The 23,662-nt window shown below is 46.2% G+C and carries 25 protein-coding genes, 1 pseudogene and 1 riboswitch; of the genes and pseudogenes, 5 read left to right on the forward strand and 21 right to left on the reverse strand.

Annotation, left to right across the window (positions count from 1 at the left end; translation table 11 throughout):
• Nucleotides 1-74 precede the first annotated feature (74 nt).
• The 3 genes from AB1L08_RS08475 to AB1L08_RS08485 all read right to left on the reverse strand — a co-directional run bounded on the left by AB1L08_RS08475 (nucleotide 75) and on the right by AB1L08_RS08485 (nucleotide 3,569).
• Nucleotides 75-1,478 (reverse strand): UDP-N-acetylmuramoyl-tripeptide--D-alanyl-D-alanine ligase, encoded by a 1,404-nt coding sequence (locus tag AB1L08_RS08475; RefSeq protein WP_413064227.1) that lies wholly within the window; start codon nucleotides 1,476-1,478, stop codon nucleotides 75-77.
• A gap of 12 nt (nucleotides 1,479-1,490) precedes the next feature.
• Complete coding sequence (locus AB1L08_RS08480; protein WP_413064228.1) at nucleotides 1,491-2,537, reverse strand: D-alanine--D-alanine ligase; 1,047 nt, start codon at nucleotides 2,535-2,537, stop codon at nucleotides 1,491-1,493.
• Nucleotides 2,538-2,798: 261 nt separating this feature from the next.
• A complete protein-coding gene (locus tag AB1L08_RS08485) occupies nucleotides 2,799-3,569 on the reverse strand; it encodes a hypothetical protein (protein WP_413064229.1) in 771 nt (256 codons plus the stop codon).
• A 199-nt stretch (nucleotides 3,570-3,768) separates the two neighbouring features.
• On the opposite strand from AB1L08_RS08485, the gene mgtE reads away from it, so the two are divergent.
• The 3 genes from mgtE to AB1L08_RS08500 all read left to right on the forward strand — a co-directional run bounded on the left by mgtE (nucleotide 3,769) and on the right by AB1L08_RS08500 (nucleotide 7,309).
• A complete protein-coding gene (mgtE, locus tag AB1L08_RS08490; protein ID WP_413064230.1) occupies nucleotides 3,769-5,127 on the forward strand; it encodes a magnesium transporter in 1,359 nt (452 codons plus the stop codon).
• Between the two features lie 181 nt (nucleotides 5,128-5,308).
• Nucleotides 5,309-6,601, forward strand: coding sequence for a hemolysin family protein (locus tag AB1L08_RS08495; protein WP_413064231.1), 1,293 nt, complete (start codon nucleotides 5,309-5,311; stop codon nucleotides 6,599-6,601).
• 117 nt (nucleotides 6,602-6,718) lie between these two features.
• Nucleotides 6,719-7,309 (forward strand): YqaA family protein, encoded by a 591-nt coding sequence (locus AB1L08_RS08500; protein WP_413064232.1) that lies wholly within the window; start codon nucleotides 6,719-6,721, stop codon nucleotides 7,307-7,309.
• Between the two features lie 47 nt (nucleotides 7,310-7,356).
• Here AB1L08_RS08500 and AB1L08_RS08505 read toward each other — a convergent pair whose 3' ends face one another.
• From AB1L08_RS08505 to AB1L08_RS08530, 6 genes and pseudogenes are all read right to left on the reverse strand, one after another.
• Complete coding sequence (locus AB1L08_RS08505; protein WP_413064233.1) at nucleotides 7,357-7,545, reverse strand: Lmo0850 family protein; 189 nt, start codon at nucleotides 7,543-7,545, stop codon at nucleotides 7,357-7,359.
• A gap of 333 nt (nucleotides 7,546-7,878) precedes the next feature.
• Complete coding sequence (locus tag AB1L08_RS08510) at nucleotides 7,879-8,397, reverse strand: hypothetical protein (protein ID WP_413064234.1); 519 nt, start codon at nucleotides 8,395-8,397, stop codon at nucleotides 7,879-7,881.
• Between the two features lie 131 nt (nucleotides 8,398-8,528).
• Nucleotides 8,529-8,915: a ferritin-like domain-containing protein gene (locus AB1L08_RS08515; protein WP_413064235.1), complete on the reverse strand. Its 387-nt coding sequence runs from the start codon at nucleotides 8,913-8,915 to the stop codon at nucleotides 8,529-8,531.
• 469 nt (nucleotides 8,916-9,384) lie between these two features.
• Nucleotides 9,385-9,654, reverse strand: a complete 270-nt coding sequence (locus AB1L08_RS08520; RefSeq protein WP_413064236.1) for a zinc ribbon domain-containing protein — start codon at nucleotides 9,652-9,654, stop codon at nucleotides 9,385-9,387.
• A gap of 14 nt (nucleotides 9,655-9,668) precedes the next feature.
• Nucleotides 9,669-10,847 (reverse strand): formamidase, encoded by a 1,179-nt coding sequence (fmdA, locus tag AB1L08_RS08525; RefSeq protein WP_413064237.1) that lies wholly within the window; start codon nucleotides 10,845-10,847, stop codon nucleotides 9,669-9,671.
• 432 nt (nucleotides 10,848-11,279) lie between these two features.
• A pseudogene (locus AB1L08_RS08530) lies at nucleotides 11,280-11,903 on the reverse strand (sigma 54-interacting transcriptional regulator); the annotation flags it as partial.
• A gap of 260 nt (nucleotides 11,904-12,163) precedes the next feature.
• On the opposite strand from AB1L08_RS08530, the gene AB1L08_RS08535 reads away from it, so the two are divergent.
• Both AB1L08_RS08535 and splB read left to right on the forward strand, forming a co-directional pair.
• A complete protein-coding gene (locus AB1L08_RS08535; protein WP_413064238.1) occupies nucleotides 12,164-12,406 on the forward strand; it encodes a transcriptional regulator SplA domain-containing protein in 243 nt (80 codons plus the stop codon).
• 70 nt (nucleotides 12,407-12,476) lie between these two features.
• Nucleotides 12,477-13,505 (forward strand): spore photoproduct lyase, encoded by a 1,029-nt coding sequence (splB, locus tag AB1L08_RS08540; RefSeq protein ID WP_413064239.1) that lies wholly within the window; start codon nucleotides 12,477-12,479, stop codon nucleotides 13,503-13,505.
• On the opposite strand, the gene AB1L08_RS08545 is transcribed toward splB, so the two are convergent.
• From AB1L08_RS08545 to AB1L08_RS08600, 12 genes are all read right to left on the reverse strand, one after another.
• Nucleotides 13,498-14,211, reverse strand: a complete 714-nt coding sequence (locus tag AB1L08_RS08545) for an ATP-binding protein (protein ID WP_413064240.1) — start codon at nucleotides 14,209-14,211, stop codon at nucleotides 13,498-13,500. The two genes, splB and AB1L08_RS08545, sit on opposite strands and share 8 nt — an antisense overlap.
• Nucleotides 14,208-14,696 carry an ECF transporter S component gene (locus AB1L08_RS08550; RefSeq protein ID WP_413064241.1) on the reverse strand — a complete coding sequence of 163 codons (489 nt, stop codon included), beginning with the start codon at nucleotides 14,694-14,696 and terminating at the stop codon, nucleotides 14,208-14,210. Before AB1L08_RS08550 ends, AB1L08_RS08545 begins: the two co-directional genes overlap by 4 nt.
• On the reverse strand, nucleotides 14,686-15,279 hold the full coding sequence (locus AB1L08_RS08555) for a cob(I)yrinic acid a,c-diamide adenosyltransferase (RefSeq protein ID WP_413064242.1): 594 nt from the start codon (nucleotides 15,277-15,279) through the stop codon (nucleotides 14,686-14,688). Before AB1L08_RS08555 ends, AB1L08_RS08550 begins: the two co-directional genes overlap by 11 nt.
• A gap of 521 nt (nucleotides 15,280-15,800) precedes the next feature.
• Nucleotides 15,801-16,220 carry a hypothetical protein gene (locus AB1L08_RS08560; protein ID WP_413064243.1) on the reverse strand — a complete coding sequence of 140 codons (420 nt, stop codon included), beginning with the start codon at nucleotides 16,218-16,220 and terminating at the stop codon, nucleotides 15,801-15,803.
• Nucleotides 16,172-16,798 (reverse strand): histidine phosphatase family protein, encoded by a 627-nt coding sequence (locus AB1L08_RS08565; RefSeq protein WP_413064244.1) that lies wholly within the window; start codon nucleotides 16,796-16,798, stop codon nucleotides 16,172-16,174. The genes AB1L08_RS08560 and AB1L08_RS08565 overlap by 49 nt, the downstream gene beginning before the upstream one ends.
• The gene (cobS, locus tag AB1L08_RS08570; protein ID WP_413064245.1) at nucleotides 16,756-17,523 is read right to left on the reverse strand and encodes an adenosylcobinamide-GDP ribazoletransferase; all 768 of its coding nucleotides are present in this window, start codon (nucleotides 17,521-17,523) and stop codon (nucleotides 16,756-16,758) included. Before cobS ends, AB1L08_RS08565 begins: the two co-directional genes overlap by 43 nt.
• Entirely contained in the window at nucleotides 17,520-18,266 is a 747-nt protein-coding gene (locus AB1L08_RS08575) for a cobyric acid synthase (RefSeq protein ID WP_413064246.1), read from the reverse strand. Before AB1L08_RS08575 ends, cobS begins: the two co-directional genes overlap by 4 nt.
• A complete protein-coding gene (locus tag AB1L08_RS08580; protein WP_413064247.1) occupies nucleotides 18,263-18,820 on the reverse strand; it encodes a bifunctional adenosylcobinamide kinase/adenosylcobinamide-phosphate guanylyltransferase in 558 nt (185 codons plus the stop codon). Before AB1L08_RS08580 ends, AB1L08_RS08575 begins: the two co-directional genes overlap by 4 nt.
• Nucleotides 18,802-19,881: a threonine-phosphate decarboxylase CobD gene (cobD, locus tag AB1L08_RS08585; RefSeq protein WP_413064248.1), complete on the reverse strand. Its 1,080-nt coding sequence runs from the start codon at nucleotides 19,879-19,881 to the stop codon at nucleotides 18,802-18,804. Before cobD ends, AB1L08_RS08580 begins: the two co-directional genes overlap by 19 nt.
• Nucleotides 19,856-20,818 carry an adenosylcobinamide-phosphate synthase CbiB gene (gene cbiB / locus AB1L08_RS08590; protein ID WP_413064249.1) on the reverse strand — a complete coding sequence of 321 codons (963 nt, stop codon included), beginning with the start codon at nucleotides 20,816-20,818 and terminating at the stop codon, nucleotides 19,856-19,858. Before cbiB ends, cobD begins: the two co-directional genes overlap by 26 nt.
• Complete coding sequence (locus AB1L08_RS08595) at nucleotides 20,815-22,287, reverse strand: adenosylcobinamide amidohydrolase (protein WP_413064250.1); 1,473 nt, start codon at nucleotides 22,285-22,287, stop codon at nucleotides 20,815-20,817. Before AB1L08_RS08595 ends, cbiB begins: the two co-directional genes overlap by 4 nt.
• An 87-nt stretch (nucleotides 22,288-22,374) precedes the next feature.
• Nucleotides 22,375-23,340, reverse strand: coding sequence for an ABC transporter substrate-binding protein (locus AB1L08_RS08600; RefSeq protein ID WP_413064251.1), 966 nt, complete (start codon nucleotides 23,338-23,340; stop codon nucleotides 22,375-22,377).
• Nucleotides 23,341-23,467: 127 nt separating this feature from the next.
• Nucleotides 23,468-23,648, reverse strand: a riboswitch (cobalamin riboswitch).
• Between the last annotated feature and the right edge of the window lie 14 nt (nucleotides 23,649-23,662).

Raw genomic sequence — 23,662 nt, forward strand, 5'->3', positions numbered from 1 at the left:
CGATGTTGCTTATTCTATCATTAAAGATGGCCGATTACAATTTTTGGCGTCAAAGCATTTCAGGCATTTTACCATTATTTGGTTTTTGGTTGTTCGTCACCTTCCACCGTTAAAGCTTCCACCACTTTTTCCATTTTCATTCCCCTGGAAGCTTTCACGGCGATGATTTCTTTGCCGGTTATTTTCTCAAGAAGAGCCGCAATCAACTCTTCCTGATCTTGAAAGGAAAATACCCGTCCTTCCGGGAAGTTTTCTTCTGCACCCTTCGCAATACTTTTCCCAAGCCTGCCGTATGTATAAACATACTCGATTTTTTCGGGATTGATTTCTTCCCCGATTTCCCGGTGAAATTTTTTCTCGTCTTCGCCAAGTTCCAGCATATCGCCAAGCACAAGTATTTTTTCTCTTCTTTCATCCATTGATTCAATGAATTTGATCACGGCACGGAGCGCCGTCGGGCTTGAATTATAGGCGTCATTTAAAACTGTGGAACCTTTCGGGCCCTTTCTCCATTCCATTCTCATCGTAGACAATTTGACGGATTTCAAACCTTCTTTTATATCGGAAAACGGGACGGAAAATTCTTTCGCAGCGTGGATGGCGGCCAAAGCGTTCATGATATTATGCTTTCCCGCGACCGGAAGAAACAATGGTTCATCCGGATAACCGGAAACCGCAAAGGTGCTTCCTTTTTCCTCCAAATGTATATGCAGCGGATAAAGATCATTATCCGGGGTCTCTCCAAACGTTTTGAGGCGTACCTGTTTCAGCCGGCTAGCCCTTTGTACAAGAAGCGGCTCGTTTCCCGGATAAATGAACAGGCCGCCTTCTTTTAGGCCCTCCGTAATTTCAAATTTCGCATCGGCAATGGCTTCCCTTGACCCGAGATCAAGCAAATGGGCTTCTCCGATGTTGGTAATGATCGCCACATCCGGCTTGGCAATATGTGTTAAAAGGGAAATTTCCCCTTTTCCGCTCATCCCCATTTCAAGGATGGCGATCTCCGTATCTTCCTTTAAAGATAAAATCGTAAGCGGCAAACCGATATGATTGTTCAAATTGCCTGCTGTTTTTTGGACGCGGCATGTTTCGCCCATCATGGACGCCGCTAAGTCTTTCGTCGTTGTTTTTCCATTGCTGCCGGTAATGCCGACCACTTTGGCTGTCAGCTCGTTCCGGTATGCCCTGGCGAGCTCCTGCAGCGCTTTGAGGACATCTTTTACGATGATCATCGGCTTGCCTTCCGGCGGATGCGGAACGTCCTCCTGCCAAAGAGAGGCCGCGGCCCCCTGTTCAAATGCTTTTTCGACAAACTGGTGACCGTCCGTTTTGTCGCCTTTTAATGGAACGAAAAGGTTGCCGGGAATGATTTTTCTGGAGTCGATGGAAGCCCCTTTAATCGGGACATCGGCATATGCCGAAAGGTCGTTTCTTGCTTCGATCATGCCGGAGATTTGCCCTATCGTTCTTTCGATCAACGGAATACCTCCTTAAAATGTATGGACAATCTTTTGTTTTTCTTCAAAACGCTCTATGCCTAAATCAATAAGCCGTTTAATCAGTTCAGGATAAGAAAGCCCCGTATTTTTCCATAGGAGCGGAAACATGCTGACCGGAGTGAATCCGGGCATCGTATTCACCTCATTAATAACCACCTGGCCGTCTTCCGTTATGAAAAAGTCAACCCGTGCCAGTCCCGAACAATCCAATGTTTTATACGCTGTAACTGCCATGTCGCGGAGCTTGGCATACTGCGCCTCGGAAATATCAGCCGGAATCACGAGCTCAGTGGATCCGTCCTGATATTTTGCCTCATAATCGTAAAATGCTTTTTTAGGGACAATCTCACCTGCAACCGAGCAGGAAACCTCATCATTGCCAAGCAGGCCGATTTCGATTTCACGCGCCGTTACTCCCTGCTCTATGATGATTTTCCGATCGTAGCGGAAGGCGTCTTCAAATGCAGCGATCAATTCATCCCGGTTTTCACATTTGCTGATGCCGACACTCGATCCGAGATTGGCCGGTTTTACAAAGCATGGGTAGCCAATCCGGGCTTCCACTTCGTCATAAGCGGCATCGCGGCCAGCTTCCCAGGCGCTCCTGATATACGAAACGTATTTTACTTGCTCCAGCCCCGCCTGTGCAAACAGGTTTTTCATTGTCACTTTATCCATGCCGGCTGATGATGCAAGCACCCCGTTTCCTACATATGGGATATTCAACACTTCCAGCAAGCCTTGAATCGTGCCATCTTCGCCGTTCGGCCCGTGCAAAAGCGGGAAAACAACGTCGTAGCCGGTATGAAGGCTCGATGGAATGATATCTGAGGAGTCTTTATTTGAAAGCTGCAGCTGCTCTATATTTGTAATCTCTTCCGTGATTTTCGGCCCTTCAATCCACTGGCCGCTTTTGGAAATAAAAATGGGATAAATATCAAATTTGTTTTTATCAAGCGCCCCGATCACCGCTTTGGCTGTTTGCAGCGAAACCTCATGCTCTGCGGATTTTCCCCCATATAATAAACACAATTTCATTTTCTTTTTCCATCCCCCATCTTCCTGACATGTCTTTTATTTTAACATGATTTGATGAAAAACAAATGGATTTCATCAGCCCAGTTTAAAATATGTTTTTGGACAGGCGGGCGTGCAGGGAGGGTGGAAAAGGACTTTTTTCCTCATGATGATCGTGCTTCACCTTATTTATTCAGATTCTATAAACAGTTACCGGTACGGCTGCCCGGCCTGCTTAAAAGAAATAGGCAGAGAAGCGAATTTCTCTGCCCAACTTTTGTTTTAATAAATAATCGCCTGCCATTCGCTGTTTCTCCTGTCAAGGACGAGTCTTCCTTCAGGCGCCCTTCTGCTCCGTATTTCATACTCCTCGATCATCTCGTCCATATCGTTAAAATCACCGATCACCCAAATCGGAATGACGGCCCTTTGCCTGTCAACCGCAACTTTTTCAATAGAAAATGCGAGCCCCTCCCTCATAAAATGACTGTAAGGCTGCAATACTTCCAGCGGGACAGGAGGAATCGACCGGCTTCTCAATCTCCCAAAGAACGAAAGCTCCCTTTTGGGATGAATCCTGGTTGACAAGACACCCCCCAGCATCCCGTAAAAATGCTCCCAATGCTTATAATAGATTTTATTAAAAAAACCATCTTCCTGGGCGAGATAGGCGTACTGATTTCCGAGAATCCGATAAAATGGCGGTCTAAGCGGGGTTTTCATATGGCTTAAATACAAAAGTTCCGCCAATGACTGACTTTCCATCTCATTTAAACCATCCTCATCCGTAAAATCCACCCAGCAAAAATCCCCATACCGGTACACATCATCATTTGCGAGCTGTTGAATGCTTTCTTCCGATGCATAATGAAGAAGCGTATGCATATTAAAATATCCGTCCTCAAATTTATGCTTCAGCAATAAAAGATTTGCCGGCTTAAAAGGGATGTTGCCCATAAATTCGGGAAACTCAATGCCATACGACAAAACATACTTGTGTGTATGGTTCATATGTACATATATTAAATTTTTCCCGCCAGAATGATTTCTCAACGATACTTCCTCCACATCAGATCAACGATAAACCTATTGGTATATCTATATAATATCAAAAATAATTTGTTCTAGTATTACATATTTACTACAAATTTCACCAATTCTAAAAGCCTTAAAGTTTAAAAGCCGCACCAATTCGGGTAAATGTCTAAATTGAATGTGTTATTTTCCGAAAAAGCGAAAGCGGTGAATGCCCATGAAAACAAAAAAGCATGAAAAAGAAGAAACACTGCTCATCATTGAAAAGTTAAAAGATGAAAAGTTTGACGAAATCAATGACATTTTTGAAAACAGCACCCCGTACGATATGGCAGTTGTTTTTCAAAACCTTCCGGAACGGCACCGGGCCGCCATGCTTCATCACCTCGATATTTCCGCCCTGGCCAGCATGATTCAAAAATTAAATACGAGACACCAGCTTGAACTGTTGAGCAAAATCGGCCCTGAAAAGGCAAACCGCGTGCTGGCGCTTTTAAATGTTGATTTTCTTACACGGTTATTTCGCCATTATCCGAAAGCGGACGTTGAAATCTTTTTATCGGAAATGGAAGAAAAAGAAGCTGCTTACTTGCGAAAAATGCTTGAATATCCGGAAGATGTGGCCGGCAGCTTAATGTCCAACCGTTATGTTTCGATACATGCTACCTACACCGTGAAGCAGGCTGTAGAAAAAGTAAAAACAATGGCCATGTATGCCGAAAGCGTCAACCATGTATACGTCGCCGACGACAACGGGCGGCTTGTTGGAAGTATTCCTTACAGAGATCTAATCATTTCCGAGCCTGATGAAAAAGTAAAAAATATTATGGTGGACCAAATCATTTGTGTCTCGGTCATGACAAAGCGCAACGAGATCATCCGGCTATTGCAGCGATACGATTTTACCGCGTTGCCTGTCGTAAATGAGGATGAAGTACTCGTTGGCATCATCACTTTTGATGACATGATATCCACGATCATAGATGAAGCGTCCGGCAATATTAGCAAAATTTCCGCTACGAGCAAAAAAATCGACTTCGACACAAGACCGTTTACAGCGGCATACAGGCGGCTTCCATGGCTCATCATCCTTTTATTTATCGGCTTGGTGTCAGGAAGCATTATCTCCAAATTTGAAAACACGCTTGAACAGGTCGTGGCGCTGGCATTCTTTATGCCACTTATTGCGGGCATGACCGGCAATACGGGGACACAGTCTCTTGCCGTTGTTGTCCGCGGCCTGGCCGAAAGGGATATTAACCTTAAGGCTGCCCTTAAACTGATTTTCAGGGAACTCCGGGTGGGCCTTTGGATCGGCGTTACGTGCGGAATCCTCATTTCATTGATTGCCTTTATTTGGCAAGGCAATATGTATCTTGGCATCGTTATTGGCGGCTCCCTTTTCCTGACATTGATTTTGGGAACACTTGCCGGAACGGTCATACCGCTTATTTTATACAAACTGAAAATGGATCCGGCCGTAGCATCCGGTCCATTGATTACAACCATTAACGACATATTTTCGTTAATGACCTATTTTTCAATAGCTTCCCATTTTTTAAGCAAGCTGACTTAAATCCGGCCTTTGCCGGGGAAGCCACTTCCTTTTGGCAACAAGCACTTGCCAAAAAATCTGCCTAATCGTGATAAAAATGTCCTTTTTGGGGGTAAAGTAGGGATACATGGAACAGACTTTTTCAATGGGAGGTGAAGTCCCGTCCGGATGAAGAGTTAGCATCCGGCACAGGGACGCTCCATTGCTTGCGATTAAAATATTCCTGGTCATCATACTCATCTGCTTAACGGCATTTTTCGTCGCATCGGAATTTGCCATTGTTAAAATCAGAAGTTCCCGTCTCGATCAGCTTATAGCGGAAGGGAATAAAAGAGCGACTGTAGCCAAGCGCCTTGTGACGAATTTGGACGGATATTTGTCGGCAACCCAGCTTGGCATCACCGTAACCGCTCTTGGACTCGGCTGGCTTGGAGAGCCGACGGTTCAAGTCATATTAACGCCCATTTTTGAAAGGCTGAACATTCCCGAGTCCCTGGCTGGTGCCTTATCATTCGTCATCGCATTCAGCCTGATCACATTCCTCCATGTCGTCTTGGGGGAGCTTGCACCGAAAACATTTGCCATCCACAAGGCGGAACAAATTGCCCTTGCGGTTGCTTCACCGCTTATTTGGTTTTATAAAATCATGTTTCCTTTTATTTGGCTGTTGAACGGCGCAGCACGCCTTGTAGCAGGGATATTCGGGGTCAAGCCCGCTTCGGAAGGAGATATCGCCCATTCCGAAGAAGAACTTCGGATCATTTTATCGGACAGTTTGAAAAGCGGGGAAATCAACCAGTCGGAGTACCGGTATGTGAACCGGATTTTTGAATTCGACAACCGGGTAGCAAAGGAAATCATGGTTCCAAGAACAGAAGTCTTGACGATCGATAAAGCTGCCACCGTCAGTGAAATTATAAAAGTCATTAAGGAGCAGCGTTTTACCCGATACCCCGTTACGGACGGAGATAAAGACAGTATTATTGGTGTTGTCAACATAAAAGAATTTTTAACCGACTGCATCGAAGGAAATTGTACGGACAACCAGCCGATTTTACCATATGTAAAACCGGTTATCCGTGTCATTGAGACGATTCCCATCCAAAGACTCCTTGTCACCATGCAAAAAGAACGAAACCACATGGCCGTTTTATTTGACGAGTACGGCGGAACCGCAGGGATTGTAACGGTAGAAGATATATTGGAAGAGATTGTTGGAGACATAAGGGATGAGTTTGATCAAGATGAAATTTCAGATGTCCGAAAACAGGGGGAAAAGCATTATCTCCTTGATGCCAAAGTTTTAATAGAGGAAGTGAACGATCTTTTGGCAACTCATCTCGAATGCGAAGATATTGATACGATTGGGGGCTGGCTTCTGACACAAAAATACGATTTGGAAGAAGGCGATACGATCGAAGCGGAAGGATACAAATTTCATGTGAAATCCATGGACGGCAACCATATACAGGTGATCGAGGTAACACCTTCTTGATTTCCCCTTTTATTGCCCAGGAAATGATTTATTTCGACAAAGTGCCATAATTGATGCTGACGAACGTCGGCAATAGTGCTATACTTCTTTTAGATTTGCTTAAAGGAGTATATGTTCATGATTCATGACTGGCTGGCCATTATAGAAGAGTGGCTGATGGAATACGGCCTGATCGGGCTGTGGATTGTTTCTTTTACCGACTCTTCTTTTTCACCGATCATTCCGGAAGTTTTATTTCTTCCAATGGCGTTTGCCGACCCGGATAGAGTGTGGCTATACGCTTTACATACGACCGCTTCATCCGTCCTGGGCGCCCTACTTGGCTGGTATATCGGAAAAAAGCTCGGAAGACCTGTTTTAATGCGCTTTATCAAAGCAGACAATATTAAAAAGGTAGAATATTACTTTGAACGTTACGGAGCCATGGCCATATTAATCGCCGCCCTGACACCGGTGCCTTACAAAGTATTTACTATTTTTTCGGGAATTTCCAATATCAAAATCCGGACCCTTGTGATTTGGTCAATCATCGGAAGAGGCGGCCGCTTCTTCCTCGAAGCTGCTTTGATCGCCACTTTGGGCGTCAAAGCAAAGCCGTTTATTGAAGAAAACCTCGGTGTGTTAACATTGGGAATTGGAGCGGCGATTATTCTCATTTTCATTCTTTACCATGTGATCTCAAGGAGGAAAACGGCCAACAAAAGGTAAGCATAAATGAAGGCGGATTATGTCATATCCGCCTCATTGCTTTATATCTAAAAAAGGTATTCAGTAGTATAACCCGGTATTGTTTCCGTTTCGGCAAGAACTTCAAATAGCTCGAACCTCGATTTCGTCTTTGAAATGTTCACTCCCATCTCCGTAAGACTATTGATCATTTTTTCAAGTTGCTCATGATCTCTTTGCAAAAAGACCACCTCATTTGGAATTTGACACCTAATCATATTTTACCTTAATATTCATGCAGTGTGTATCGCTTGCAAAAATAATTCACAAAATTTCTATTAAATCATAAAGAGTTTTTATTATGTATACCCTGTTTTTTCCTGAATAAACCCATTTGGGAAAAATTCCATTGTCATTTTGGCAAGACAGCCTCTTCCCTTTTACTCGCTTGGATGCAAATCAGAAAAGCGGCCTTTTGCTTTTCCTTTCATTTTATCCCAAGTTCCTTCCATTTTCCTTTTCTCGCTCATGATGGTTCTTCCTTTTGAAAAAGAGTAGTAGGATATATGTATCCTTTGTAAAATCAAATAAAGCAAACGAATTCGTTTGCTTTATTTGGGGAGATATTTTTTTTCCGAAAATGTCATGAATGTACGAAAAAAAGCGATGCCTTTTCTTTTCTTTTTATTTCTGGTCTCCTCCAAACGTTCAAACAAAAGCTGGTCACGTTCACGCTCCTTCATTTTTTCTGTGAGTCTTTCTATTTGTACTGTCAGCGTTTCATTAATATTTGCCAATTTGGCTTGTTGCTCTTCCAAATAGTGGATTTTCTCCGACAACTTTCCGATCGTGATCTCTTTATCTTCAACCGCGGGAACCCGCTCTCCCCGGTTGGCCGCTTGAGCCGCCGTAACCTCCGCCGCCTGTTCCACCGTCATGCCTTCCTTGGAAATTTTCTCTGTCATTTCTTTTATGTTTTCCAAATCTTTTTCCCGAAAAATCCGCCCGTTATTTGCTCCACGTTGGAAACCGTAACCCTTTGATTCCAGGACAACCGCATAATTTCTGAGGGTGCTGACCCCAATCCCCAATGCCTTCGCTGCCTCGGAAGTAAACACTTCTTTTTCCAAACCAGACCCTCCCCGATTATCATTTGTACTAATACATATTCTTCATCCGGGCGGCTTGTCCTCTCTCTAATAATGTAGATTGGAAGGAAGTTTTGTCACGTTTTTTCAAAAAAAAAAGAGAGCAATGTTTTCTACATGGGCGTCAACATCGACAAAAACCAAACTGCATGATTCTGCTCATCTGCGGCGGCCCTCCGGAACACATCCCTAACATATGGGTGGTTTGCCCGGTCCCCTATATGATGATAAAAATCAACAGTTTCTTGTTCATCTTCAAATGCAAACCTTAGTCCTTCGCGATATTCCCCTGGACATTTTTCACTCATTTCGGGGACTGGCTGACGATTTGCGATCGACATAAAAAGCGCGGAAAACTCATGAAAATGACGCATTTCATCTTGCCGAATTTCTCGTATGATACTTTTTTCTTTCTCTTTCGGTGCCATCTCGATCAATTTCGTATAACACTGTATGGCGCTGTATTCTCCATTGACGGCTTTTGCAATTTCCTTAATCAATCCCTGGTCAACCGTAAAATGTTTCAGCTCATATCTTCCTCTCCTTTTTTACTGTTATATCGTATGCAATTTTTGTCTCAAGGTGTTTGCCCAAGGCGCAGGGGGGGAGCTTTATATTTGAGCCGCACCTTGACAGTCCTGATTTCCGTACAAAGACTTGACAACACAAAGAAACCCCTGGAGAAGAAGCAGGGGCACCCCTCTGCCTTCAACTCCAGGAGGAGATAAAAATCCAGAGTATTCTTATTTTTTTCTGAATGGAAATGCAAGCAGTTTTTCCCGGGCATTGTCCGCTATTTCAAGAGCCGTTTCAAAATATTATTCAATATGAGCGGCATTTCCTCGGAAACGGGCATTCCAAGTGTAATGCCCCTTTCTTGCCGAAAGCGTTTCTCGTAACACCGATTAGGTTGGAAGGGCCCCCGCCTAAACTGTGTGAACAAAAGCAGCGCTCCAATCCCTCCTCCCCTCAAGCCTGCCACGGGCGTTTTGCTGCGGGCGAGCTTTTTTTCGGGAGGCGGGGGCCAAGTTCCTTTCGGCTCATCCGCCTTGGTTCCATTCCCTTTTCGATTCTCGTTTTTAAAATTTGCGGCATTGAATATAAATTGGGCGGCAAAAATACCCGTTTTGCCGCCAGGCCGCATTCCGGACACCCGGCACTCATCCGGTTTCCTTCCGTGTTCCGAAAAACCAGTGTAAATTTTCCGCAATCATGACAGTGAAATGTATAGCTTGGCAAGATGTATCCTCCTGTTATCCCGGCAAGATGTCTTTTTCAAAAATTTGCGTCGGAATCGCAACCGTGCAGCAGGCATTCGGAATATCGACAATGCCCGCAACATGGCCTTCAACCGGTGCCGAACTAAGAAGCATATATGCCTGCTCTCCCGTATATCCAAGTGTTTTTAAAAATTCAATCGCGTTTAGGCATGCCCTTCGGTAAGCTGTGTTGGCATCCATATAGTGCTGCTTTCCGTCTTTTTCATCAACAGAGACGCCCTCAAAGACGAGAAAATCCGAATATAAAGGATCGACCGGTCCCGGTTTGAAAACAGGGTTGTGTTTAATCATGTGTTTTTCCATTCCGCCTTTAATGACGTCCACCTTCAGGTCGATCCATCCCGACATCTCGATTCCGCCGCAGAAGGTGATTTCCCCGTCCCCCTGCGAAAAATGGAGATCTCCAACCGACAGCTTTGCCCCATCCACAAACACGGGGAAGAAAATTCTTGAGCCCTTGGACAAATTTTTGATGTCACAGTTTCCGCCGTTTTCCCTTGGAGGCACGGTCCGTGCTCCTTCCCTGGCAACCCGGTCGAAATCAGCGCCTTTGAGCGTTCCCAAAACGGCGCTTTCCGGAGTAGGCAGATTGGCAAGCGGCGGCACCCGATCCGGATTTGTTGCCTTTAATGCTTCCTCCCTCCTGTTCCACTCCCGCAACAATTCCAGCGATGGTGCCACCCCGATGAGTCCCGGGTGGATGATTCCTGCAAACCGGACTCCGGGCACATGCCGTGAAGTCGTATAAATCCCTTCAAAATCCCAAATCGATTTTTGTGCTTCCGGGAAATGGTCGACAAGAAAGCTCCCGCCGTTTTCTTTTGCAAAAATGCCATTAAATCCCCATTCATACTCTTGAAAAACACCCACATCCAAAATATCGACGACCAACAAATCTCCCGGCTTCACCCCATTCACGTATACCGGCCCGCTCAATACATGGACCCGTTCAAGATTGACCCCCCTGACATCGTTCGGACTGTCATTATTTTGAATTTGGCCATCCGTCCATTCCTTGCATTCCATCCGAAAGGCCGTTCCCGGATCGACAGAAAAGGCGGCTGGAATGTCAGGGTGCCACCGGTTATGGCCCGGATGGGCCTGTTCCTCCATTGGTTTTCCAAGGTCCAGCTTAAACATCGTTTTGGGCATGCTTAACTTCCTCCCTAAATGAGTTTTAGACATTCTTGGGATGAAAAAAATATATGCAACCCCATTATATTACAAAATTCCAATAAGTAAAACTGTTTTGATAATAACTATATGCGGGCTGGAATGGTTTGCCGGGCCAGGGACACTTCCCCTCCGGACCTCGTCCCGTCAGGGCAGCTACCTGTCTCTTCTTCCATGGAACTTGACTTTTATGCCGCGTTCCGTATATCCTCTTCGTGATTGCCCCATTATTTTGGGGTGCCGGGAACATCGGCCAAATTGAAAATTCTGATGTGTTCTTTCCAACTATCAAGCAAAAATCATTCCAATACTTTGACCTGATAAACAAAGGGTTTACGTAATCAAAATGTCCCATTTTGGTACATTCCGTCTCATTTTTAACGGGACACTGCACCAAAATGGGACATTCATTTAGCGAACCCCATATTTCTCCATTTGTCTGTATAAAGTGCTTCTCGAGATGCACAAATGTTTGGCCGCGAGGCTGTAGTTTCCGTTGCACAGCTTGATGGAGCGGATTAACGCCTGCTTTTTAATTTCATCTTTTAGAGGAAGGTCCCTGTTTTTTTCCGGAAACATTTTTCCGAATAAATCAACGGGCAGTACTTCCATTCCAAGTTCGCAGCCGTTTACCCTGACAAGGGCCCGTTCCAAAATATTTTGCAGCTCACGAATATTGCCCGGCCATTCGTAAAGCAGCAGCGTATCATAAAACGAAGGGGAAACCCGAATAAAAGGCTTGTCCAAACGTTCGGCCAATTTTTCAATAAAGCAGGCTGACAGCAGCGGAATGTCTTCCTTTCTTTCCCGGAGGGGAGGAAGATGAATCGGAATAACATTCAGCCGGAAAAACAGGTCTTCCCGGAAATTTCCTTTCTCTACTTCTTCGTGCAAATTTTTATTCGTTGCAGCGATAATCCGTACGTCAACAGGAATCACTTTATGTCCGCCGATCCGGACCACTTCATTCTCCTGTAAGACTCTCAATAACAACACTTGCATTTCCAATGGCATTTCTCCAATTTCATCCAAAAAAAATCATTTGGATCACCTCAAACATTTCATAAATACATTATAAATCGACCGTTGGGAAAATTGAAACTTCTTTTATTTAAAGGGTATTGAAAAAAGATATAGGTCTTTTGTCACGGTATTAAAAGAAAATGCTTCTTCTCATTTCGCCATTCTTTGAACCCTGCGGGAGCAAATTTATTTCCCAATGATAAAAAGTATGGGCAACCCCGTATGTAACCATTATTCCAAGCCATAATAACGGTAAAAAGGAGAGACCATTCATGAATATATTCGAACCCTCTTATTCGCCCGGAGACATCGTATATGTCCTATACCGCAACCCTCATACACAAAATGTCGCCATGATCCAGGAGGCGGCCATTGTCAACGATCCCGACCACCCCGGCGAGCTTGCCGTTTTCCTGTATGAAACGTACTATCCATTAACGGAAGAGATGGCGATCTACCGTTCCGAAGAAGAGGCCGAAAAGGCCTATGACTATTACTTTGGCTCAGTTGAGTGATTTTTTCCCTATTCAAAAAGGCCTCATGTAGCATGGGGTGAAATACTCCAAGCAAAAGGAGAGATATTCATTGGTGAAGCCGTTTATGCCGCAGCTCGTTTATTTCGAGCCAAAAGCACTGGAATTTCCGCTCGGACAGCAGCTGTTTAAAAAATTTACAGATCTGGGAACGGAAATCCGCTATACAACGTCACACAACCAAATCCGCAATTTTCCGGGAGAAAATGATTTTCAAAGGTACCGGATTGCGAAATCGACACTCGTCGTTGGTCTAAGAAAGACGCTGAAATTTGACACATCCAAGCCTTCGGCCGAATATGCGATTCCGTTTGCGACGGGTTGTATGGGACATTGCCATTATTGCTATTTACAAACAACAATGGGAAGCAAGCCCTATATTCGAACGTATGTCAACGTCGATGACATTTTGCAGGCAGCACAAGCTTATATGGATGGGCGGGCCCCCGAGGTTACACGATTTGAGGCGTCCTGTACATCGGATATTGTCGGGATTGACCATTTGACGCATACGCTGAAAAGAGCGATCGAATATTTCGGGCAATCGGATCTTGGCAGGCTTCGGTTTGTGACAAAATTTAATACGGTTGACCATTTGCTTAATGCCAAGCATAACGGGCGGACCCGCTTTCGCTTCAGCATGAATGCGGAGTATGTCATCAAATATTTTGAACCGGGGACATCCCGTCTGAACGACCGAATCGAAGCCGCCGCAAAGGTGGCCCATGCAGGATATCCGCTTGGATTCATCATCGCGCCGATTTATTTGCACGAGGGTTGGCAGGAAGGATACAGACAGCTTTTTGAACGTTTGAGCGCCGAACTTCCTGATGAGGCGAAAAACGGGGTCACGTTTGAATTGATTCAGCACCGCTTTACAAAGCCGGCCAAGAGGGTGATTCAAAAAAACTACCCGATGACAAAACTTGAGCTGGACGAAGAAAAACGCCGCTATAAGTGGGGCAAATACGGGATTGGCAAATATATTTATCCGAAAGAAGAAGAGACGGACATGAAAGAAACGCTGTTCAAGTATATCGAAACATATTTCCCGGACGGAAAAATTGAATACTTTACGTAATCACTTGTACCGGGTGAAACAACCGTTTGCTGTGAACCCGAATGGTGTCATCTGCCGCTTCGTCATAAACGACGATAAAACAGGTCGAAGGACCCGCTGATTTTTCCATGTTCAGATCGCAGGAAAACTGAACAGAGTTGTCCGCAAAAAGCTCTCTTAATTCATGCAAAATGCCTTTGGAACCAACAGGTAAAATGGCCAGCACCTTTTTTTGGCGCGAACACCATCGAAAAAGCCGGAGCGGGGCCACGTCCCCGCCTGATTCCATGACTTCATTCCCGACTAGCGGTTTTCCGATCACGGCCACTTTCATACGTTCTGTAAAACGAAAAGGAGTTTCCTTCCTTCTCTCTCTTTTCCCCAGAACGGTCATCCCGACCGCTGACTGATTCAACGAAAAATTTGTTTCTGTGCTTCCGGTGATGGCAAGTTCTTCCAACTCCAGTTCACAAATTCCTTTTTCAATCCCTGACTTAAGGGAATGCCAGGCTTCATCTCCGCAAAAGTTATACATAACAACTGAAAACGGGACAGCTCCCGCCGAAACGCACTCCATATAAGCCACGCGAAAGCTGTAATAGGAAACGGCCGTATAGGAAACAGCCACTTGATCGTGCGGCTTCATTCCGATCGCTCCGCTGTTGTCACAAGCCACAACAAGTTCCAGCCTGTCATCAAACGGGATGATGGCAACGTCCCTCTTCATTTTGCCGATCCCCAAACCATTTTTTGAAAAATGACTTCAAACCTCGGTATGGCAAGCAGCGCTGCAAAGGCATTGCATGCCGAGCCAACGAGCAAAGAAGGAACGACTGCCGCATAAAACGCCGTGTTGAAAAGAAAAACCATCGGCAAAGGAGCGATCAGGCTGTTGCTTAGAATAAAAACGATGGCTGCCGTTTTCTTTTTCCCAGTCCGGTATATCCAAGAAAACAGCCAAACGATGGCCGCCATTTCAAAGGCAATGAGGAAATGCGCCGGGCCCAGCGGCATCCCGGCGATCAATGCAGATAACAGGTGGCCAAAGCCTGCCACGAGGCTGCCGGGCCTTCCCCCGATCAGTGCTGCGGCAAGGAGTGCGGGAAGGGCGTCCAATGCAATGCTTCCAACAAAGGAAGGAATTTTAATCGAAGCCCCGATGACTGACAGGGCCAGAAACAACGCGAGCAAACTGGTCTTTTTAACGCTCATCCTTCTTCTCCTTGCGCTTCCCGTCACGAAATACATTTGCACTTCTTATATACTCGACATCGGGTACATTCAACCGGAAATTAATTACCCGGGCAAGCGCGAAGAAATAGTCGGATAGACGGTTCAAATATTGTAAAGTGACCGGAGAAAGGGACTCGTCTTGCTTCATTAATTTCACAACAAGGCGCTCCGCCCTTCTTGTCACTGTTCGGGCGATATGAATGGATGCAGCGGGTTTCGTGCCTCCCGGTAAAATAAACCGCTCCAATTTCGGCGCTTCCTCCACAAGCTTGTCAATTTTCTCTTCCAAGTAGGTGATCGCTTCTTCAGTCAGTTTCAAAGGCCGTTTTTTTGAAACGCTGGCCAAATCTCCGCCGCAGTCAAACAGTTCATGCTGGATTTTTTCCAAATCTGCCAGCACATCCGAAAATAATTCGCGATCAAGCTCTACCATTGCCTGCCCGACAAAACCGTTCAGCTCGTCGACCGTTCCGTACGCCTCAACCCGAATATCGTCTTTATCTACCCGGCTGCCGATAATGCTCGTTTTACCCTTGTCTCCTGTTCTCGTATAAATTTTCAACGTTTTCCCCTCCCCAAAAATGGTAATCGCTTACTTTCATCTTCCGACTTCGACCCATTATGGAAAATACCGCATTTTGCCGGGATTACGATCCAAAATGGAAATACTCTGGGCTAATTCGAAATACTTTCCGGATACTTGCATCTAATCCGAAATACTATCGCGTTTTTGAAAATACTTGCGACCTTTTCGATTTACTATCGAGTTTTTTAGAAATACTCGCGACCCTTCCGATTTACTATCGCGTTTTTGAAAATACTTGCGACCTTTTCGATTTACTATCGAGTTTTTTAGAAATACTCGCGACTTTTCCGATTTACTATCGAGTTTTTTAGAAATACTCGCGACTTTTCCGATTTACTATCGAGTTTTCGGAAATACTCACGACTTTTCCGATTTACTATCGAGTTTTCGGAAATACTCGCGACTTTTCCGATTTACTCTCGCGTTTTCGGAAATACTCGCGACTTTTCCAAAAATACTATTAGGATTCCGGAATTACTCGCGACTTTTTCAAATGTCTATTTCAAACGTTTTGCGACACCATACCAGATCCAATCAAACCGGTTACAGCATTTGGCTGCATCTTGATAAAACCTGCCGGTCACATCACGCCACTCTCTTACTTCTCTTTCCATCGGCACAATTCCTTTAGAAATATCCGTTCCGATTAAAACGATTTTTCGCTCCCCACTTTTTTCCCAAGCAAGCCAGGCTGCGAGCCATTCTTTGCCCGCATTCCGGTTAAATGCTTCACCCGTTTGCAAAATCCATTGCTCGATGCCTTCCAGCACAACGAGACGGCTCCCGGGAAGATCTTTCGGAAGGGCATCCCCCCGGTAAGCGGAGTACCAGCGGCTGGAATTTTGATCATGAAGCCTGTAAAATGTCCTTACCCATTCGGCTTTTCCGTTAAAGGCACCTCCCGTAACGAAATGCATGCCCCATCCCTCCTGAAATCTTCCTTTTTCCACACTAATTCATATCCGCCTGCCAACGGGACACGCCACTCAAAAAAAGCTTTTTTTTCCGGCGCAAAAGCCGACAACAAAGAGCGAATCACTCCCCCATGCGTAATGACGGCAATGTTTTTTACACGACATGCCACGCTGTGCGTTTTTATTAAATGCCAGCCTGCTTGCACACGTTCCGTAAACTGCGCAAACGATTCTCCTCCATCGGGCCCTCTTGAAAAAGGGTCATCCAGCCATGCTTGGTAAGACGTTAAATGCTTCAAGTCTTTATATGTTTTTCCTTCCCAATCGCCAAAATGCATTTCTTGTAACTCGGCGAACTGCTCAATTTTTTGCCCCGGGAATAACAGTTGGGCTGTTTCCAGGCAACGAATGGCACTGCTGGAAAAAATAAGATCGGGCCGCGCCACATGCTTTGAAAACTTCTGCACCATCTTTCTCCCTTTTTCATTCAAGGGAGAATCGGTCCGGCCAATATAGGCCGCCCTCTCATTCTCATCCGTCATCCCGTGGCGCCATAATGTAACAACCAGACGATCATCCATAATCCAGCTTCCGTCCCTTCCGCAGCCGCCCCGACGACATCACCGGTTATCCCGCCAAAAGCCTTGACCGCTACTTTTCTCCCTATGACAAAGAGCAAAAATGCAGAAATCATCATCAAGAACATTTCTTTATTCCACAGAAAAAAGAACAGATAAACAGGGTACATCCACACCGTTTGGCGCCGGCATGCCTGTTGAAAAAAATGGGCAAGACCCTCGTTTTTCGCTGCAGGCGCAAACATGAGCATAAGCCCGGCAACCATTTTTCCCAAAAAAGGAATCGCCATGATCCATACATACGTCATACCCTCTGCCTTTTGAACAACTTCATACATAAAGAGGAATTTGGCTGCCAGCAGTACGATGACACTGATGACACCGAAAGCGCCGATCCGCGGATCGGCCATAATCTCAAGGCGTTTTGCCCGGTCCCGATAGGAAAAGTACGCGTCGCTGCTATCGATCCAGCCATCCAGATGAAGTCCGCCCGTTACAGCAATGGCCAGAAGCCAAATGGTGAATGCCGCAGCCAAATCCGAAAACGGCGACCATTCCAACAGAATGTATACGCAGCCGGAATAGATCGCGCCTTGAAGGATTCCCACAAGCGGCAACATCCGAACGGTACGCTCGACATACACCGGATTCATCGGTATTTCTTTGCGGATCGGAATGGAAGTAAAAAACTGAAGCGCGATAAGGAAACCGAACCAATAGCTTCTCATCGCCTGTTCCACCGCACCATGATCTCTTTAATCCGCGGCCAGTCGAGATGCGCTTTGATGCTTTCGGCCACATCCTCCAACGGCCCGGCATCCATAAAGGGAACGATCCCGACAACAGGAATGCCGGTCCTCTCCTCAATCCACCGCACTCCGTCTTGAAACAGCGAAACGTTGCCGCGGAATTTATTAATGATGATGCCTTTTATATGTTTTCTTTCCTCCGGCGCAAGCAGTTCAAGCGTTCCAACAATACTGGCAAACACCCCGCCGCGGTCGATATCGGCCACGAGCAGAACGGGAGCATCCGCGATTTTTGCCACTCTCATATTGGCAAGCTCTTTTTCTCTTAAATTGACTTCAACCGGGCTTCCTGCCCCTTCCAGCACGATGGCATCATAACGTTTTGCCAATTCGTGCAGTGATTCTTCAATCGCAGCCAATCCCTTTTCATATGAAAACGAATCTGTCTTTTTGCCGCACAAAATGACCTCCGTCCGCCCGTCCACCGGCTTTAATAAAATCGGATTCATGAAGGCAAGCGGTTCAATCCCTGAAGCTTTCGCCTGAATTGCCTGTGACAAGCCGATTTCATGGCCCTCTTTCGTTAAAAACGTATTTTTTGTCATATTTTGGGATTTAAAGGGAGACACCTTCCATCCCTCTTTTTTCAACAATCGGCAAATCGCCGAGGTGATGAAACTTTTTCCGGCATTTGAAGCTGTCCCCAAAATCATGATCTTCATGGTTTTATCCCCTTCATCAACACAGGAATTCCCGCTTCCACCAAATAGGCTGCTGCCGCCCTTTGAACAAGCTCCCGGTGCAGGCGTCCAAGCAGCCGGGCATATGTCAGGGTGGGCAGCTGGCCCTGCAGCGGCTCGTTGAGCACTTCATTCGAAACAATCACAAGTGCCCGGCATCTATTTTTCAAGTCAGCGATAGGCGGTAAAATCGCTTCCATCACCTGTTCTTCTTTGTGCCTATCGGAAAATAACTCATTCGCCAGCAAAATCGTCAAACAATCCAGCAGCACGATATCCTTCGGGCCAAAATGGGAAACAACAGCATTCAAATCTGTGGGGCATTCCCACGTTTTCCACTCAAAGCCGCTTTCCATTCTTTGTTCCTTGTGCCGGCGGATTCGCTGCTCCATCTCTTCATCCGCTGGCCTGCTTGTGGCAATATAATGCAAACTGCACCTTTCCTTTTTCGCCAAACTTGCCGCAGTCCGCTCTGCAAACGTACTTTTTCCGCTCCTTGCACCTCCGGTAATAAAAATCAGCGTTGATGTTTCCATTGCCATAAAGCCTCCAAAAGAATATCATTTTCCTTTGCCTGCCTCACCCCGAACCGGAGCCAGCGTCCTTCAAGACCAGGGTAATTCATCGTGTGCCGCGGGACAATTCCTTTTTTCAGCAAAAAAATAAAAAGCGGGAATTGATCATCGAGCGACGGATCCTTTAACAAATAAAAGTTCACTTTGCTGGCGGACAAGATGTAGCCGGCAGACCACAAAGATTCAAAAATGCGCTGGCGTTCCCTCCCGATCCATTGGCGGGTTTGCCCGGCATACCCTTCTTCCTGCAGGCAATGCTCCCCGGCCAGCAAGGCGAGAGCATTGACAGCCCAATACGGCTGAAAGCTTCTCAATCTGGCAACTACTTGTGGAGAAGCAAGCAAAAACCCGAGCCTTAGACCAGCGATCGCGTACATTTTTGTTACCGAGCGGACAATGATGAGATGGGCGTTATGCTTGATATATGATGCAAGCGTACGATTTTCGTCAAGAAAATCTGCAAATGCTTCGTCCACGATGAAAAAGCAGTCATGTGTCTGGCAGGCCGCCAGTATTTCCAGCAAAACGGATTCCGGATAAGCCGTCCCTGTCGGATTGTTCGGATGGCATACAAACAGAGCATCGGCATTTTTTATTTTTTCCAGTAAAAGATCCGTGTGAAGCTTCCAGCCATCTCCCTCCTCCAGTTGAAAAAAAGATACATGGCACCCGTGGGCCCGGCATATTTTTTCATACTCCGTAAAAGTCGGCTGGACGATGACGACCCGTTTTTCCGCCAACAGTTGCCCAAGCAAGGTAAAAAGCTCCGCTCCGCCGTTACCCAAAAGAATCGACTCTTTTTGTACCCGCTCCTTTTCGGCAATCAACTCAACAAGTCTTTCACCCTTCGGATCAGGATAATCTGCGATATGATCGAGCCAGCTCTCCCAATGTTCTTTGATGGAAGGGGGCGGCCCGAACGGATTGAGATTCACGCTGAAATCCAGCACATGCCCGGGACTGGATAGATGAAGGGATTCATATATATATTTCGGATTAGATCCGTGTAAAGGCCAATTCACATGCGACTCCTCCTAATAACAGCAGCAGCAGAAATGCCAGGGATGTCCGCTCCATGATCATCACTGTCTGCGGTATATGGTGAATTTCCAAGCTCTCCAAGCTGTCGCCCATTTCCGCCCGGTACGATTTTTTTCCCTTGTAAACATTCACCCCGCCCAAGCGGATGCCGAGGAGTGCAGCAACAGCCGCCTCCCCCCAGCCGCTGTTCGGGCTCGGATGCTTTTTGGCATCCCGGAACAAAACGGACAACGCTTTGCGATACGATGTTTTCACCGGTTTCGTGACACACATCATCACAATGGCTGTAAGCCTGGCCGGAACCCAGTTCAACAGATCGTCCAATTTCGCGGATGCCCAGCCAAATTCCCGGTAGCGATCATTTTGATAGCCGACCATTGAATCGCACGTATTAACCGCACGGTAAACGAGCGCAAGCGGCGCTCCGCCGACAAAACCCCAAAAAAGCGGGGCCGTAATCCCGTCACTTGTATTTTCGGCAACCGTCTCGACGGTTCCCCTGACGATTTCCGCCTCCGGAAGCTCCTCTGTATCACGGCCGACGATATACGATAGCTTTTTCCGCGCTTCCGGGAGGTCTCCGGACCGTAACGGCCCATACACTTCGCGGGCGGCCTCCCCCAGGCTTTTTTGCGCAATGGTAGTTGAAATCATGACGGCTTCAACAAGAATTCCGATAACGGGATGAAGGTTGTAACAAAGCAGGACGAGAAAAAAGCTCGCACCCAATACAATGCCGATGACAGCCGCGGCCATTGCTGTTCCCTTTAATTTCCGGTTTTCCCCCAGATTCCAGAGGCGTTCCAAAAAAGAAATCATCTTTCCAACCCATTTAACAGGATGGGGCCAGCGGGGAGGATCCCCAACGGCCAAATCGATGAAAAAAGCCAGGACGATGGCCGTCAAATGAGCCGTCAATGATTGCCGCCCCTTTTCAAATGATTGTGCAATGCTTCTTTTGTACAAAAAAAGACGCCTTTTCCAATCAGCCTGCCCAGCGGCGTGATCGAGCCGCCAAAAGGAAGAAACGGCCCTTCCTGAGTCGCCGCAATTAAAATACTGTCCGTGGATGTTCCTGTCGCCGGCGTGCCTGTCAAAGGATCCACAACATGACATTCATGGAGCGCTTTCACCTTTGCTTCCGTTGCGGTCATAACGCTTTGAATAAACGCTTCTTCGGTTAATTTTCCGTTCACGAATACCCACGTATTTATCGTTCCGGGAGAAACAATAAATCCGCGGGTTTCACCCAGCGACACATCGACAGCATTCCCGGCACCTGCCGTCACGACAATAAGCACTGACAGGCCGTCTTCTTCAAAAATGTGATGGGAAACATCTTGCAAATGGACCGCTGTCATCATCCCAACCGTTTCATTTGGGTCAAAACCATGCTCTTTTAAGTAATGGATCATCTCTTCCTTAAAGTTATCGCATTGATAGTGCTTATCCACATGCCGGTTGACAAAGGACCGGTGCCAGCCTACACCCGAGCCGGTGACACCCGACGACATCGTCCGCAGCGGGACCGGGGACTGAAACGTGATTTTCTCACTCGATACTTCCAGCATGCTTTCCCGAAGAAATAACGGAATCCGTCCATTTGGACATTTATCCGGAACGAGCATCATCTGCGGCTTCGGCACTTTTGGATGAGGATATTTCTCAATATTGGTTTTGTAAATAAGCCGGACTCGTCCTTCTTTTAACACTTCATCAGGGGAGTCGCATATTTGCTTCTCCCCTTCATGCAACAGCAGGAGGCGGTCACAGTACAGCCCGGCCAAATTCAAATCGTGGAACACGGAAACGACTGTGAGTCCTTCTTCCAGCGTCCACTTTTTCAATAAATCGAGCAGCTCTTTTTGATATGCCAAATCCAAGTGGTTCGTCGGCTCATCCAAAAGAAGAATTTTCGGTTTTTGCGCCAAAGCCTGTGCCAAAAATACGCGCTGTCTTTCCCCGCCCGAGAGTTCCTCCAACGGCGTATCGCCATAATGAAGAACCCCTGTCTGCTCCATCACTTCTCCAACAATCTGTTCATCTTCTTCAGCAAAAGTGTGAAACAAGTTTTTTTGATGGGCATACCTCCCTAAAGAAACGGTTTCTTTCACGGTATAGTTAAAAGCCAAATCTGACATTTGCGGCAGGACAGCCGTCAATCTGGCAAATTCCTTCGATGAAAAAGACGAAATGGGGCGGCCGTCGAGCATGATTTCGCCCGATTGAAGCGGCATCGTGTTGCTCATCATTTTGAGGAGCGTCGTTTTGCCGCTTCCGTTCGGACCGATAATGCCGAAAAATTCCCCTTTTTGTACTTGAAAAGAAACATCTTTGACGACAGGCTTCTTCCAATAGCCTCCGGAAGCTTGAATGACTTCAATCATGGGAATCTCTTCTTTCATGCTTAGTATAAGGCTGCTATGCATTTGCACGAATGGAAAGGGCGAGGGGGTTCCTGCCCTTTCCGTCAACTACTTAAAAACATCCGGATAAACCGCTTTGGCCAGTGCTTCCACTCCATCCGGCAAACGGGGTCCGGGACGGTTGATGAGGTCAGAGTCGACAGCAAAAACCTGCTTTTCCTTCATGGCTGTCATATCTCCCCAGCCGTCACGTTTTAATACTTGATCAACCGGGTTGTCCACAAAATCACCATATGTCGCAATAATGACATCCGGATTCATCTTGATGACAGCTTCTTCGTTGACCTGCTGCCAACCGTCGATTTCTTTAGAAGCATTTTCTGCGTGGATGACGGATAAAAGCGCATCCATGAACGTATTGTTTCCTGCTGTGTAAATTTCCGGTTCCGGAGATATTTCAATAAAAACCTTTTTCTTGTCTTCGTCTTTTATCCCCTGTACCTTGGTTTCAATATCCGCAATTTTTCTCTTCATTTCCTCAATGACTTTTTCCGCTTCATCCACTGCACCAGTTGCTGTGCCGATCATTTCGATGGATTTATAGACATCATCCAGATTCTCTGCGCTGTTCACAACCAGAACAGGAATGCCCGCATCTTTTAATTGCTGCAAGGCTTTTTGATCGTTGGACGGATCGGCAAGCACAAGCTGCGGTTCCAAGGAAAGGATTTTTTCAATGTTCAACTCAAGGCCGCCGATTTTTTCCTTCTGGGCAGCTTCTTCAGGATAATTGTCATGGTCGGACACCCCGACAATTTTATCACCCAACCCAAGGGCAAACGCAATTTCTGTGTTGCTCGGAAGTACGGAAACGATCCGCTCGGGCTTCTCTTCAATCGTGAATTCTTCCCCGTTGCCATCGGTCAATGTGGCCGGAAAAGCCGATTTTTCCGATTGTGCAGTTTTTTGGTCTGCCGGTTGATCCGTTTTTTCATTTTCGGCAGCCTGGTTGCACCCGGCCATAAGGCCGAAAACCATGAAAATGGATAAAAATAAAACGTGTAATTTTTTCACCTTTTTTCCCCCTTACATTCCTTTGTAAAACAAAAAAACATCTCTTCGTGAGAGATGTGCAGATGATGATAGATCGTTCCATGCAAGAGAACGAATTCTACCGATACACCTCCCTATCCTCGTAGGTTATGGCGCGAAGAATCAGGCAGGTCTCCTGGCTCATGGTCATCGTGATCGCTGTTCCTTCCCATGCATGATACACAGTGGATAAACAGCACACTCCCATTCACAGTGGCGGGACCGCGTTGGATTTTCACCAACTTCCCTATTAAGTCTTTTTGTCAGACACCTTATTCTATCCATATAAAATTGTTGGCCTCAT

It is taken from the genome of Siminovitchia jepli, from assembly GCF_047228825.1.
In the GTDB taxonomy this organism is placed as follows: domain Bacteria; phylum Bacillota; class Bacilli; order Bacillales; family Bacillaceae_C; genus Siminovitchia.